The following is a 15,073-nucleotide window of genomic DNA, read 5'->3' as shown; positions in this document are numbered from 1 at the left end:
GGGCTCAGGCGACGGCCACGACGTCGAGGATGCGCTGAATCACGCGATCCTGATCGATACCGGCAGCTTCGGCTTCGAACGACAGGATGATCCGGTGGCGCAATACATCGAACAGCACTGCCTGAATGTCTTCGGGGCTGACGAAGTCACGTCCGGCCAGCCAGGCATGTGCGCGGGCGCAGCGGTCCAGCGAAATGGAACCACGCGGGCTGGCACCGTAGGCAATCCACTCGGCCAGCTCCGGGTCGAACTTGGCCGGGGTCCGGGTGGCCATGACCAGTTGCACCAGGTACTCCTCGACCGCATCGGCCATGTACAAGCCGAGAATTTCCTTGCGTGCGGCAAAGATCGCCTGCTGGCTGACACGGCGTTCCGGCTTGGTTTCGCCATTCAGGGCTTCGCCACGCGCTTGTTGCAGGATCTTGCGTTCGACGGCGGCATCCGGGAAACCGATCTTGACGTGCATCAGAAAGCGATCGAGCTGGGCTTCGGGCAACGGGTAAGTGCCTTCCTGCTCAATGGGGTTCTGGGTGGCCATGACCAGAAACAGCGGTGACAGGTCGTAGGTGCTGCGGCCCACGCTCACCTGGCGTTCGGCCATGGCTTCGAGCAGCGCTGACTGAACCTTGGCCGGCGCACGGTTGATTTCGTCGGCCAGTACCAGATTGTGGAAGATCGGCCCTTGCTGGAATACGAAACTGCCGGTTTCCGGGCGATAGATTTCCGTACCGGTGATGTCGGCAGGCAGCAGGTCGGGGGTGAACTGAATGCGGTGGAACTGTGCTTCGATGCCTTCTGCCAGTTCCTTGATGGCCTTGGTCTTGGCCAGGCCGGGTGCGCCTTCGACCAGCATGTGACCGTCGGCAAGCAGGGCGATGAGCAGACGTTCGATCAGCTTTTCCTGGCCAAGGATCTGCGTTGAAAGAAAGGTTCGCAGCGCAATCAGCGCTTCACGATGTTCCATCGGTGACGGTTCCTGGCAGGGTAATCAGCTGTGTCTGGTGACTGCTGAGCTGGGGGCGATACTTTAATCCATCCAGGCAGGTATCGACTAACGACTACCGCGTTTTTTATTGCATTTAGAGACGCATACGTCATTTAACTGGGAATTGCCCTACATGTTCTGTGTATGGGCGTGTAGGACGACAGGGTCAGGCCGTCGAATGCGGCAGGGTTAGAGCCGATAGAATTCAGCTGCGTTATCCCACAACGCCTGACGGGCGCCGCCTTCACCCAGTGCGTCGATCAGCAATTCGATATCGTCAGGCTGGAAAGGGCGGGGCGCTCGCGTGGAGGGCAGGTCGGTGCCGAACATCAACGCATTCGGATTGGCGGCATGGATATCCCTGAGTGCTTCGCGCACCGGGAAGTCAACGCGTCCGAAACCACAGGCCTTGACCCGCACGCCGCGCTCGGCAAGACGCAGCAGCACGGGCAATCCTTCGGCGCTCAATCCCAGGTGATCGACGCTGATCGCTGGCAACTTCAGCAGACGGGTTTCTATTTCCGCCAGTTCTCGGGAGTCGATGTACAGCTCCGAATGCCAGCCTGCGCGTTCATGCACTCGCACGGCCAGCGCTTCCAGCTGGTCGAGCTGCTCCGAGCCGCCGCGCTTGAGGTTGAAACGCAGGGCGCGCACGCCTGCGGCATTGAGGGTGTCCAGTTCAGTATCGGTGACACTGGCGGGCAGTTGAGTGACACCGACGAAGCCCGGCCCCAGCAAGCGCAGCGCCTCAAGCAGGTAACCCTGATCAAAGCCCTGAAAGGAGCCGGACACCACCGCGCCACCCTGAACACCCAGAGGCTGGACTGTTGCAAGGTAGTCACCGACGCCGAACGGGTCCGGCAGGTAGCCGTTATTGGCGGTCAGCGGGAAGTGCGGATCGATGATGTGACAGTGGGCATCGAAAATGCGGTTCATGACGGGCTCCTGTACGGCGAAGTACTCACTCTAGCGGTTTTGCCCGTTAACTGATCGTGCTGGTGTACTCGCCCACGTTTTCAAGAATGATCTGTAACGTTTGGTGAACATCCTGCAGCTCGGCTGCGTCGGTGCCGTGCAGAATTTCATACTGGTGATGGCCATCGAGCTGCTTAGCGTCCTCCGGGGTAATTTCCACTAACAGACGCTCGGCACTGAAGCTGACTTTCAGGCTGGACACATTCAGTGACTTTTCATCGCTGACAGTGATTTCCACTTCATTCTCGTCCGGGAAGCGGGTCAGGGAAAACAGCACGCCGTTCTCTGCGTGGCAGCAAAGTAGCGCCATGTCGTCGTATTCGTCGTCGCACGGGTTGGCGATGAGGCTGGCGGTCTTTATTTGCATGGTGGGGCTCCGGGTCTAAGCAGTTGAGGCGTGAGGTGGATTTTGCCAGTCCCGAGTCAATTTTGTCGGGGGATGTTGGCACCATCGTGCGTATTTTAACGCGACCTGATGACCGAATATGTCGCAGCCTCGTAAGCAGCACGCCGTCAGCTCTCGTTAAGCTGCATGGCAGACGAGTGGTGTACGGTGTCGGATGCGCGCAGTTTTTTTATTCCCGCATTCAAATGTGACTACCCTGACACAGCGCGCGTTAGTACTTTAGCTTTACACTCGATCAGGTTATGCCCACGCAAGTGAATGTAAGGGCACACCGGTCGCAACACCTTCTTCAAGCCTCCCCAATAAAAGCCAAAGCGGAGTACCACAGATGGCGTTCTTCACCGCAGCCAGCAAGGCCGACTTCCAGCATCAACTGCAAGCGGCACTGGCTCAGCACATCAGCGAACAGGCACTGCCACAAGTGGCGCTGTTCGCCGAGCAATTCTTCGGCATCATTTCCCTCGACGAACTCACCCAGCGACGTCTGTCCGACCTGGCAGGCTGCACCTTGTCCGCATGGCGCCTGCTGGAGCGTTTCGAACATGCTCACCCGCAGGTCCGGGTCTACAACCCTGATTACGAGCGCCACGGCTGGCAGTCGACTCATACTGCCGTTGAAGTGCTGCATCACGACCTGCCGTTTCTGGTCGACTCCGTGCGTACCGAGCTGAACCGTCGCGGTTACAGCATCCACACCCTGCAGACCACCGTACTGAGCGTGCGTCGCGGCGCTGCTGGCGAACTGTTGGAGCTGCTGCCCAAGGGCACCACCGGTGAGGACGTGCTGCAGGAATCGCTGATGTACCTGGAGATCGACCGCTGCGCCAACGTCAGCGAGTTGAACGTGCTGGCTCGCGAGCTGGAGCAGGTGCTGGGCGAGGTGCGTGCTGCCGTCGAAGACTTCGGGCCGATGAAAGCGCGTCTGCACGAGCTGCTGGCCAGCATCGATGCCAACGAGTCCAACACCGACGTCGAAGAGAAGGCCGAGATCAAGGTCTTCCTGCAATGGCTGGTAGATAACCACTTCACTTTTCTGGGCTACGAAGAATTTGAAGTGCGCAACGACGCCGAAGGCGGCCAGTTGGTCTACGATGAGTCGTCCTTCCTCGGGCTGACCCGACTGCTGCGCCCGGGCCTGACCCGCGAAGAGCTGCACATCGAAGACTACGCAGTGAAATACCTGCAAGAGCCGGTGCTGCTGTCGTTTGCCAAAGCTGCCCATCCAAGCCGCGTACACCGTCCTGCCTACCCGGATTATGTGTCGATCCGGCAGATCGATGCCTCGGGCAAGGTCATCAAGGAATGTCGCTTCATGGGCCTGTACACTTCGTCGGTGTACGGCGAGAGCGTACGGCAGATCCCGTATATCCGTCGCAAGGTCGCAGAAGTCGAGCGCCGTTCCGGTTTCGACGCCAAGGCGCACCTGGGCAAGGAACTGGCGCAGGTCGTCGAAGTGCTGCCCCGTGACGACCTGTTCCAGACGCCGGTGGACGAGTTGTTCACCACGGTCATGTCCATCGTGCAGATTCAGGAGCGCAACAAGATTCGCGTGTTCCTGCGCAAGGACCCGTACGGCCGTTTCTGCTACTGCCTGGCTTATGTGCCGCGCGACGTGTACTCAACCGAAGTGCGCCAGAAGATCCAGCAGGTATTGATGGATCGCCTGAAAGCCAGCGATTGCGAGTTCTGGACGTTCTTCTCTGAATCCGTGCTGGCGCGTGTGCAGTTGATCCTGCGGGTCGATCCGAAGGTCAATCTGGACATCGACGTTGCCCAGCTGGAAAACGAAGTCATTCAGGCCTGCCGCTCGTGGAAAGACGACTACGCCAGTCTGGTGGTCGAGAGCTTTGGCGAGGCCCACGGCACCAACGTGCTGGCCGATTTCCCGAAAGGTTTCCCGGCCGGCTACCGCGAGCGCTTTGCTGCGCATTCGGCGGTGGTCGACATGCAGCACGTGCTGAGCCTGAGCGAAACCAATCCGCTGGTGATGAGCTTCTATCAGCCACTGGCCGGTGGCCGCCAGCAATTGCATTGCAAGCTGTATCACGCCGACACGCCGCTGGCACTGTCCGATGTGCTGCCGATTCTTGAAAACCTCGGGCTGCGTGTACTGGGCGAGTTCCCATACCGTCTGCACCACGCCAATGGTCGCGAATTCTGGATTCATGACTTCGCCTTTACCTATGGCGAAGGTCTGAACCTCGATATCCAGCAGCTCAATGACACCTTGCAGGATGCGTTCGTGCATATCGTGCGCGGCGACGCTGAAAACGATGCGTTCAACCGTCTGGTGCTGACTGCCGGTCTGCCGTGGCGCGACGTGGCCCTGCTGCGTGCTTATGCGCGCTACCTGAAGCAGATTCGTCTGGGTTTCGATCTGGGCTATATCGCCAGCACCCTGAACAACCACACCGGCATTGCCCGCGAGCTGACGCGTCTGTTCAAGACCCGTTTCTACCTGGCGCGCAAGCTGGGTTCCGATGATCTTGATGACAAGCAGTTGCGCCTGGAACAGGCGATTCTGACTGCCCTGGACGACGTGCAGGTGCTCAACGAAGACCGCATCCTGCGTCGTTATCTGGACCTGATCAAGGCCACCCTGCGGACCAACTTCTATCAGGCTGATGCCAACGGGCATAGCAAGGGCTACTTCAGCTTCAAGTTCAACCCGCGCCTGATCCCCGAATTGCCAAAGCCGGTGCCCAAGTTTGAAATCTTCGTCTACTCGCCGCGCGTCGAAGGCGTGCACCTGCGCTTCGGCAACGTGGCGCGTGGAGGCCTGCGCTGGTCGGATCGCGAAGAAGACTTCCGTACCGAAGTGCTGGGCTTGGTAAAAGCTCAGCAGGTGAAGAACTCGGTCATCGTGCCGGTTGGCGCGAAGGGCGGTTTTGTGCCGCGTCGTCTGCCGACCACCGGCAACCGTGATGAAGTGCAGGCTGAAGCGATTGCCTGCTACCGCATCTTCATCTCGGGGCTGCTGGACATCACCGACAACCTCAAGGAAGGCGTGCTGGTGCCGCCGGTCAATGTGGTGCGTCATGACGACGATGACCCATATCTGGTGGTTGCCGCCGACAAGGGCACCGCGACCTTCTCCGACATCGCCAACGGCATCGCCATCGATTACGGCTTCTGGCTGGGTGATGCGTTCGCGTCCGGTGGTTCGGCCGGTTATGACCACAAGAAGATGGGCATCACCGCCAAGGGCGCGTGGGTAGGTGTGCAGCGTCACTTCCGTGAGCGCGACATCAATGTCCAGCAGGACAGCATCAGTGTGATCGGCATCGGCGACATGGCCGGTGACGTGTTCGGCAACGGCTTGCTGATGTCCGACAAGCTGCAACTGGTTGCCGCATTCAACCACCTGCACATTTTCATCGATCCGAATCCGGACCCGGCCAGCAGCTTTGTCGAGCGCCAGCGCCTGTTCAATCTGCCGCGCTCGTCCTGGACCGACTACGACACCAGCATCATGTCCGCTGGCGGCGGGATCTTCCCGCGCAGCCTCAAGAGCATCGCCATTACCGAGCAGATGAAGGCGCGCTTCGACATCAAGGCTGACAAGCTGACTCCGACCGAATTGCTCCACGCGCTGCTCAAGGCGCCGGTCGATCTGTTGTGGAACGGCGGCATCGGCACCTACGTGAAGTCCAGCGAGGAGTCGCACGCCGACGTGGGCGACAAGGCCAACGATGCGCTGCGCGTCGATGGCAACGAGCTGCGCTGCAAGGTGGTGGGCGAGGGCGGCAACCTGGGCATGACCCAGCTGGGCCGTGTCGAGTTCGGCCTCAATGGCGGCGCGACCAACACCGACTTCATCGACAACGCCGGTGGTGTGGACTGCTCCGACCACGAAGTGAACATCAAGATCCTGCTCAACGAGGTGGTGCAGGCCGGTGACATGACCGAGAAGCAGCGCAACCAGTTGCTCGAAAGCATGACCGACGAAGTGGGCCACCTGGTGCTGGGCAACAACTACAAGCAGACTCAGGCACTGTCGCTGGCAGCACGCCGCGCTTACGAGCGGATTGCTGAGTACAAGCGTCTGATGAATGACCTGGAGGCCCGCGGCAAGCTCGACCGGGCCATCGAGTTCCTGCCTGCCGAAGAACAGATTGCCGAGCGGGTGGCGGCCAAGCAGGGCTTGAGTCGTGCCGAGCTGTCGGTATTGATCTCCTACAGCAAGATCGACCTCAAGGAAGCATTGCTGGAATCCCGTGTGCCGGATGACGATTATCTGGCGCGCGATATGGAAACTGCGTTCCCGCCATCGCTGGGTGCCAGATTTTCAACGGCCATGCGCAGTCATCGTCTGAAACGCGAAATCGTCAGCACCCAGATTGCCAACGATCTGGTCAACCACATGGGCATCACCTTCGTGCAGCGGCTCAAGGAGTCGACCGGCATGAGTGCTGCGGCTGTGGCTGGTGCTTACGTGATTGTGCGCGACATCTTCCACCTGCCGCACTGGTTCCGTCAGATCGAAGCGCTGGACTACAAGGTTTCCGCCGAGATCCAGCTGGCGCTGATGGATGAACTGATGCGTCTGGGGCGTCGTGCGACGCGCTGGTTCCTGCGCAGTCGCCGCAACGAGCTGGATGCCGGTCGTGACGTGGCGCACTTCGGTCCGCACCTTGCTGCACTGGGCCTCAAGCTTGACGAGTTGCTGGAAGACGGGCCTACCCGCGAGATCTGGCAGACGCGTTATCAGGCTTATGTCGAAGCCGGTGTGCCGGAACTGCTGGCGCGTATGGTGGCGGGTACGACGCACCTGTACACGCTGCTGCCGATTATCGAAGCCTCCGACGTGACCGGGCAGAACGCTGCCGACGTGGCCAAGGCGTACTTTGCCGTGGGCAGCGCGCTGGACATCACCTGGTACTTGCAACAGATCAGCAGCCTGCCGGTGGAAAACAACTGGCAGGCCCTGGCGCGTGAAGCGTTCCGTGACGATGTTGACTGGCAACAGCGGGCGATCACCGTGTCGGTCCTGCAAATGGCTGACGGTCCTTCGGAAATCGATGCGCGTCTGGCCCTGTGGCTGGAGCAGCACTCGCTGATGGTCGAGCGCTGGCGTGCCATGCTGGTCGAGCTTCGTGCGGCAAGCGGCACGGATTACGCCATGTACGCCGTTGCCAACCGTGAGCTGCTGGACCTGGCCATGAGTGGGCAGAGCCTCACGGTCTGATCCGCTTGTAACCGGTAGAGCCATGAAAAAACCGCATCGAGAGATGCGGTTTTTTTGTGGTGCGACAAGCATGGCGCGTTGCGCCTAAGCGCAACCAGCTTGGATGTGGTGTTCCGTAAGGAGGTCGTCTCGGTCTGCATGATGGCCGTGCTGATTGTCTTTTTTGTATTGCTGGCAGGGCTCTTTAGGGCAGAAAGGGGGCAGATTCACCCACACATTGTTTCAGCCGGGCAATAACCTTAGGAGATGTTTTTTCGATATCGACCCTACCAGCCTATCAAGGTAGATGTCTATCGTTGCCCAGCGCTTAGGTGTGATGTCGATGCATTTTCGTAAACCTCTGTCGGTCCACCAAAAGAACACCATGAAGAAGTTCTCATCAGGGAATACATGACCAAACTCCGATGTCGCCTCCCCCGGTAGCATTCGCTGTCGTGTAATCTGGTCGTGAGCGTTCCAAATTAAGCGCAGTTCGTCCGGGGTTTCTTTAGGGTAGTGGACAATTACGCCGGGAGCAGCAAAATACCAAGCCACCAGCGGAGCTATCAATAGGAAAAGGAACAAGTAACGGACCTTGATTTTTTTGCATTTGTGCTCAATAACACGTGTTCCCCATTCTTGGGCGGCTGGTTGGGCACCTTAAGGCCGGAAAGGATCAGCGTCACCCTCACATCTCTTCAAGCGAGCAATAACGTCAGGGCCAGTTTTAGCAGTTTCGATGCGGCCTCTGCCATCGAGGTAGATGTCGATCACGCCGCCCCATTTTGGCGTAATTGCTATACACCTCCGCAGACTCTTTTCATTCCACCAATCAAAGTTCATAAAGAATTTCTCATTGGGGAAAATATGCCCGGTATCGTATGTGCCCTGACCCGGTAGCATTCCTTCTTTATGGATGTTGTGCTGGGTGTTCCAAATCACACGAAGCTCGTCTGTAGCTTCTTTAGAATAATGGACACGAACGACTGGGGTCGCCACGTACCAGAACAGCGCTGGAATAACTATGAATGCCCCAATAAAATACCGGGCCTTAATATTTTTCACAGACATGGACACTGGCGCCATCTCCCCATTCTGACGGTGTGACAGCGAGTACTTTGTCCATGATCATTCTTGCCGTGACGCCTCCGTTTGGATTCTCATAGAAGAGTTTAACGCCAATGCTAATAGAAATCCGATCCGGGACGTCATCCCATGCGCGCATCCCTTCTACGCCCTCAGTGGCATGAGGTCCTTTGAGTCTCTGATCTTCTTTGGCTTCGAATATCTGCTCTCCCCACCGTCGTAATTGATCAGAAACAATCTGCTCGACACCCGCGCCGTCTAAAAGGACGCTCTCACTGAGTCCTCCGGCCATGCCCACATAGCCGTAATGAATGTTGGACCAAATATCGTAGTAGTAGTCGTACTTGCCTTGCCTATGGCGATACCTGCCAAACTTCGCGTGGATCTTTGGTTTGTGGTCCCAATCACGACCCTGGCCTACTCGCTCAGTCCAAAGGATCATGGCTGCCGCCACGTTTGAAGCGCCGATAGCTTGAGGGCTGGTGTTCCCTATTTGGGCGTACCAAGGCAGGTCCATTTTTTTACGAGTCTCTTCCGCAACGTCATAGTTGAGCAGCTTATTCATCTTCAAGACGGAGGAGTGGTGGATATTGTTGTTCATCTCGTCTGCGATGTAGGTCGCCAGCTTTTCCATCATGTTCGGATGCGTACAGCCTTCAGGTCCATCATTTGGTACAGCTTCCTCTTCAGGTTTCTCACGGGCCGCATTTGGATTTACCAAAGCGTTCGCCGCCAAGGCTTTCTCCGTGAGCTTCGGGTCAGCCAACAAGGTCGCCATCTTCTCGTCGTCCACGGAACCGTCTGGTCGTAAGGCCCCCAGCGCCATGAAGTTAATAATGGTCGCGCCACCCGCGTCACCCATGACGAAGCCGCCACCAACATTATTGGAGCCCGTGATGATTGTCCCGCCGTGACTGGTTGGGCTTCCCAGGTGCGCCATAGGACGGCCATTCACTTGAATAGAGGGGAAACCCGAAGTGATGACCGCCCCGCACCCACAGGTATCACCCACACGTGCCGCGCCCATGCCGTTGATGTTGACGTCACCGGATGCAGAAGTGATTGACGTTGTACCGTGACCCGGCAATGGGCAGGCGTGCTTGTCACCCAATCGAGCTGAAGAAATCATTGCAGGCCGTCCTTATGTCTTTGATCCGTAAACAATAACCAGCGTTTAGTTGACGCATGGGAGGCTATCGGAAACGTGAAAGGCGGTCTGTAGGAGAAGTCTTAATTTTCTCGTAGTGCCTTGAGAATCTGATCGGGATGTCATCTATATTTCTGGCTGTGCTGGGTGACATCGTTGTAGTGGTAACAAATCTTAGTGCCTGAAAGGTTCTGGCTGGTCGGCGGGGGGTGGTGTGAGAGGACGGCGGGTGTGAACCCGCCTCCTACTCGATTCTGCATTTATAGGTCTCGGGCCCTCAATCAGGCCGCCGCAGACAAGTGCTCATAAAGAATCGTTGCGCCAACCACGATCAGCACGATGCCGCCAACGATTTCAGCGCGCTTGCCGACCATGGTGCCGAGCACGCGACCGAGCATCACGCCGATGGTAACCATCACGGTGGTGGCCAGGCCGATAGCCAGCGCTGCGGCCATGATATTGACGTCGACAAACGCCAGGCCTACGCCGACCGCCAGTGCATCGATACTGGTGGCGAATGCGGTGACGGCAAGAATCCAGAACGAGTGCTGGCCGGGTTTTTCCTGCTCTTCATCGTCATCGTGCTTGATGCCGTTGTAGATCATGTGCAGGCCCAGCACCAGCAACAAGGTGAAGGCGATCCAGTGGTCCCAGCTTTCAGCGAAGCGGGCAGCGACCTGACCGATGCCCCAACCGATCACCGGAGTGATGGTCTCGATAGCGCCGAATATCAAACCGGTACGCAACGCTTCGATAAAGCGCGGTTTATGCAGGCTTGCCCCTTTACCAAGGGCCGCAGCAAAGGCGTCCGTGGACATGGCAAGCGCGAGAAAGAGGAGGGAAATCGGGTTCACGGTTATATCCAGTCGGGCTATGAGTCAACGACGCAACCACACGCCCGACTTTAGGCATGGATGCATCGTTGGTCTCGCCAACCAGAAGGTGTCCGCACCACGGCATGCAGCCGAGAATGTTGATGCGAACGCTCAGTGACCGGAGTCAAGAGCAGGCTACTCCCCAACAAGGGCCGCTACTATAGCCATCCGAATGTGAAAAATATATGTACGAGGGTGATTCAAGCCAAAAAAAACCCCATCACGAGGATGGGGTTCTTTTAACGCCTGCTTTCGTGCTTACACTTGAACGGCCGGGATGTTGGCGTTCGCAGCGGCTTCACGGAACTCGGCGATCTGATCGAAGCTCAGGTAGCGATACACGTCCGCTGCCATGGTGTCGATCTGGTTGGCGTAGCCCATGTACTCCTCGACGGTCGGCAGGCGACCCAGAATCGAAGCGACGGACGCCAGCTCGGCGGAGGCTAGGTAGACGTTCGCGCCGTCACCCAGACGGTTCGGGAAGTTACGGGTCGACGTCGACACTACGGTCGAGTTCGGTTCCACGCGTGCCTGGTTACCCATGCACAGCGAGCAGCCCGGCATTTCCATACGCGCGCCAGCTTTACCGTAGATGCCGTAGTAGCCTTCTTCGGTCAACTGGTGAGCGTCCATCTTGGTCGGCGGCGACAGCCACAGACGCGTCGGCAGCTGGCCCTTGACCTGATCCAGCAACTTGCCCGCAGCGCGGAAGTGGCCGATGTTGGTCATGCAGGAGCCGATGAACACTTCGTCGATCTTCTCGCCTTGTACCGAAGACAGCAGGCGGGCATCGTCCGGGTCGTTCGGCGCGCAGAGCACAGGCTCTTTGACGTCGGCCAGATCGATTTCGATGATTTCGGCGTACTCGGCGTCCTTGTCGGCTTCCAGCAGCTCCGGGTTGGCAACCCAGGCTTCCATCGCCTGAGCACGACGCTCCAGGGTGCGCGGATCACCGTAACCCTGTTCGATCATCCAGCGCAGCAGGGTGATGTTCGAATTCAGGTATTCGATGATCGGCTCTTTGGCCAGCTTGATGGTGCAACCGGCAGCCGAACGCTCGGCAGAGGCGTCGGACAGCTCGAAAGCCTGCTCGATGCTCAGGTTGTCGAGGCCTTCGATTTCCAGGATGCGGCCGGAGAATGCGTTCTTCTTGCCTTTCTTCTCTACGGTCAGCAGGCCAGCCTGAATCGCGTAGTAAGGAATGGCATGAACCAGGTCGCGCAGGGTGATGCCGGGTTGCATCTTGCCCTTGAAGCGAACCAGGATCGACTCAGGCATGTCCAGCGGCATGACGCCGGTGGCAGCGGCAAACGCCACCAGACCGGAACCGGCCGGGAAGGAGATACCGATCGGGAAGCGGGTGTGCGAGTCGCCACCGGTGCCGACGGTGTCCGGCAGCAGCATGCGGTTCAGCCAGCTGTGGATGATGCCGTCGCCCGGACGCAGGGAAACGCCGCCGCGGGTCATGATGAAGTCAGGCAGCGTGTGGTGCGTCTTGACGTCGATAGGCTTTGGATAGGCTGCAGTGTGGCAGAACGACTGCATGACCAGGTCGGTCGAGAAGCCCAGGCATGCCAGGTCTTTCAGCTCGTCGCGGGTCATCGGGCCAGTGGTGTCCTGGGAACCGACGGTGGTCATCTTCGGCTCGCAGTAGGTGCCAGGACGAACGCCTGCCACGCCGCACGCCTTGCCGACCATCTTCTGCGCCAGGGTATAACCCTTGGTGCTTTCGGCTGGCTGGTCAGGAGTCTTGAACAGGTCGAACTCAGGCAGGCCCAGTTCGGCGCGCGCCTTGCTGGTCAGGCCGCGACCGATGATCAGCGGAATACGGCCGCCTGCGCGGACTTCGTCGAGCAGCACCGGGGTCTTCATTTCGAAGGTGGTGATGACTTCGTCGCTGTCGTGCTTGCAGACCTTGCCAGCGTAGGGGTAGACGTCGATCACGTCACCCATGTTGATGTTCGAGACATCGAATTCGATTGGCAGGGCGCCAGCATCTTCCATGGTGTTGTAGAAGATCGGGGCAATCTTGCTGCCGAAGCAGAAACCACCGGCACGCTTGTTCGGTACGTAAGGAACGTCGTCGCCGAAGAACCACAGTACCGAGTTGGTTGCCGATTTACGCGAGGAACCGGTACCGACCACGTCGCCGACGTAGGCAATAGGGAAACCCTGACCGCGCATTTCTTCGATCTGTTTCATCGGGCCGATAGAGCCCTGAACGTCTGGAACGATGCCGTCACGGGCCATTTTCAGCATGGCAAGGGCGTGCAGCGGGATATCCGGACGGGACCAGGCATCAGGTGCCGGGGACAGGTCATCGGTGTTGGTTTCGCCGGTGACCTTGAAGACGCGCAGGCTGATCTTGTCGGCCAGCGTCGGACGCTTCTTGAACCACTCGCCGTCAGCCCAGGACTGCAGGACAGCCTTGGCGTGAACGTTGCCGTTTTTGGCTTTTTCGGCCACGTCGTGGAAGGCATCGAACATCAGCAGGGTGTGCTTGAGCTGTTCGGCGGCGACCGGCGCGAGGGTGGCGTCATCGAGCAGTTCAACCAGGGTGACGATGTTGTAGCCGCCCTGCATGGTGCCCAACAGTTCGGTTGCACGTTTTTTGTCGATCAGGGGAGAAGTGGCTTCGCCCTTGGCCAGGGCAGACAGGAAACCGGCCTTGACGTAAGCGGCTTCGTCAACGCCTGGCGGAACGCGGTTGGTGATCAGATCGACAAGGAAAGCTTCTTCGCCAGCCGGGGGATTCTTCAGCAGCTCGACCAGGCCTGCAGTTTGTTCGGCGTTAAGCGGCTGGGGCACGATGCCCTGGGCGGCACGCTCTTCGATGTGTTTACGGTAGGCTTCAAGCACAGTATTAACCCTCATCAGTGGTCCCAAATGGGTGTCCGGGACGCTCATCCAGAAATCGTCCGTACCCACGCAAGGCTTATTGAGCCTTGTTGGCAGGGTGTCGGCGATTCCTAACAGAAGCTGTTTTCAAAGTTTTACGCCTGCAGAACGGGGGGAGTGACGGTCGACACGGCCATTCTTGATGAGGGAATGGCCTGTCGACGCCGCAATGCGGGGTTAACCTGACTGTGCTCGTGACGCTTTGAAAACAGCTTCCAACGGACATTGGCGCCTTAAAAGGCTCGCTGATTCTACGCCAAAACTTCGCTAAAGGTAAGTTAGCCCCTACATCTTCGGGGGTGAACTTGCTTAGACAAAGGGCTAACATGAGCCCCTGTTTCGCCTTCCCCAGTCCTGCCTGACATGCCCGATTACATTATCAAAACCCCCTGCGTCGGCCTTTGCTCCACTGTTTACGGGGACCTTGTGTGCCGTGGCTGCAAGCGGTTCCACCACGAGGTCATCCACTGGAACGGCTATAACGAGGATGAAAAAAGAGCGGTATGGCTGCGTCTGGAACAATTGCTGGTCCAGGTGATGACTGCCAAGCTTGAAGTCTTCGATGCAGACAAGCTGCGCGCGCAGCTCACCCAGCGCAAGATCCGTTTCGTGCCGCACCAATCCGAGTATTGCTGGGCCTACCAGTTGATCGCGCGCGGCGCACGGGTCATCAGTCAGGTTGAGGCCTACGGCTTTGTGCTGCTGCCGGAGTTTCGTGACTGGACGCTGCCGGAACTGCGTGATGCGATCGATCGTGAGTTTTTCCTGCTGTCCGAGGCGCACTATCAGCGTTATATCGCGCCGGGCTTTCTGCGCGACGCATTCGGCGCCTGACAAACCGGCATGCTTTTGTCTCGCGAGGCCTCGTTGCTCCTCGTATAATGCGCGGCCGTGCCTCTCTGTCATTCTGTGAGCTTATGTACCCGATCCCCGAAATCGAAGCCTTCCTGCTTTGCCGCACCCCCGACAGCTGGGTTCAGGCCGCGTTGCGCAATCTGGACATCTTGCTGATCGACCATGCGAACAATGAGAAGAAGGCGGCCGGGGCTGCGTTTCAGTTCATGTTTCAGTACAACGACAAGTTCGACCTGTTGAGCAAGATGTCGCGTCTGGCCCGGGAAGAGCTGCGCCATTTCGAGCAAGTGATCAGCATCATCAGAAAGCGCCAGATCCCCATGGCCAACATCAGCTCGGCGCGTTATGCCGGAGCGCTGCGCAAACTTGTGCGTAATCACAATCCTTACCGACTGACCGACGCCCTTATCGTCGGGGCGATCGTCGAAGCCCGTTCCTGCGAGCGGTTCGCCGCGCTGGTGCCTCATCTGGATGAAGAGCTGGCCAAATTCTACGGCGGCCTGCTGAAATCCGAAGCGCGGCATTTTCAGGATTATCTCAAGCTGGCTTACAGCTACGGCGACAAGGCAGACGTCGATGCCAAGATCGAGGAAATCCGTCTGGCCGAGCGTGAGCTGATCGAAAGCCCTGATGAAGAGTTCCGCTTTCACAGTGGTGTGCCCGTCGCCGCCTGATTCCC

The 15,073-nt window shown here is 58.3% G+C and carries 10 protein-coding genes; 3 read left to right on the top strand and 7 right to left on the bottom strand.

The window, feature by feature from the left end:
* Positions 1-4 precede the first annotated feature (4 nt).
* From RYC17_RS16065 to RYC17_RS16055, 3 genes are all read right to left on the bottom strand, one after another.
* A complete protein-coding gene (locus RYC17_RS16065; protein ID WP_002554476.1) occupies positions 5-964 on the bottom strand; it encodes an AAA family ATPase in 960 nt (319 codons plus the stop codon).
* A 210-nt stretch (positions 965-1,174) separates the two neighbouring features.
* Positions 1,175-1,921, bottom strand: coding sequence for an amidohydrolase family protein (locus tag RYC17_RS16060; RefSeq protein WP_316903727.1), 747 nt, complete (start codon positions 1,919-1,921; stop codon positions 1,175-1,177).
* Between the two features lie 46 nt (positions 1,922-1,967).
* Positions 1,968-2,327 carry a hypothetical protein gene (locus RYC17_RS16055; protein WP_316903725.1) on the bottom strand — a complete coding sequence of 120 codons (360 nt, stop codon included), beginning with the start codon at positions 2,325-2,327 and terminating at the stop codon, positions 1,968-1,970.
* Between the two features lie 367 nt (positions 2,328-2,694).
* On the opposite strand from RYC17_RS16055, the gene RYC17_RS16050 reads away from it, so the two are divergent.
* A complete protein-coding gene (locus RYC17_RS16050; RefSeq protein ID WP_122281832.1) occupies positions 2,695-7,554 on the top strand; it encodes an NAD-glutamate dehydrogenase in 4,860 nt (1,619 codons plus the stop codon).
* A gap of 639 nt (positions 7,555-8,193) precedes the next feature.
* Here RYC17_RS16050 and RYC17_RS16040 read toward each other — a convergent pair.
* The 4 genes from RYC17_RS16040 to acnB all read right to left on the bottom strand — a co-directional run bounded on the left by RYC17_RS16040 (position 8,194) and on the right by acnB (position 13,500).
* Entirely contained in the window at positions 8,194-8,604 is a 411-nt protein-coding gene (locus RYC17_RS16040) for a hypothetical protein (RefSeq protein ID WP_122281831.1), read from the bottom strand.
* Positions 8,585-9,748, bottom strand: coding sequence for a polymorphic toxin type 44 domain-containing protein (locus RYC17_RS16035; protein ID WP_316889247.1), 1,164 nt, complete (start codon positions 9,746-9,748; stop codon positions 8,585-8,587). Before RYC17_RS16035 ends, RYC17_RS16040 begins: the two co-directional genes overlap by 20 nt.
* A 299-nt stretch (positions 9,749-10,047) precedes the next feature.
* The gene (gene mntP, locus RYC17_RS16030; RefSeq protein WP_122281830.1) at positions 10,048-10,620 is read right to left on the bottom strand and encodes a manganese efflux pump MntP; all 573 of its coding nucleotides are present in this window, start codon (positions 10,618-10,620) and stop codon (positions 10,048-10,050) included.
* Positions 10,621-10,899: 279 nt separating this feature from the next.
* The gene (acnB, locus tag RYC17_RS16025; RefSeq protein WP_004665908.1) at positions 10,900-13,500 is read right to left on the bottom strand and encodes a bifunctional aconitate hydratase 2/2-methylisocitrate dehydratase; all 2,601 of its coding nucleotides are present in this window, start codon (positions 13,498-13,500) and stop codon (positions 10,900-10,902) included.
* A gap of 402 nt (positions 13,501-13,902) precedes the next feature.
* On the opposite strand from acnB, the gene RYC17_RS16020 reads away from it, so the two are divergent.
* Positions 13,903-14,373: a DUF1289 domain-containing protein gene (locus RYC17_RS16020; protein ID WP_002554470.1), complete on the top strand. Its 471-nt coding sequence runs from the start codon at positions 13,903-13,905 to the stop codon at positions 14,371-14,373.
* Between the two features lie 83 nt (positions 14,374-14,456).
* Positions 14,457-15,068 carry a tRNA-(ms[2]io[6]A)-hydroxylase gene (locus tag RYC17_RS16015; protein ID WP_003368536.1) on the top strand — a complete coding sequence of 204 codons (612 nt, stop codon included), beginning with the start codon at positions 14,457-14,459 and terminating at the stop codon, positions 15,066-15,068.
* Positions 15,069-15,073: the final 5 nt, after the last annotated feature.

This window comes from Pseudomonas syringae group sp. J248-6, from assembly GCF_032586995.1.
Lineage (GTDB): Bacteria > Pseudomonadota > Gammaproteobacteria > Pseudomonadales > Pseudomonadaceae > Aquipseudomonas > Aquipseudomonas amygdali.
Note: the sequence above shows the minus strand (reverse complement) of the source record. Positions and strands in the feature narration are given on the sequence as shown.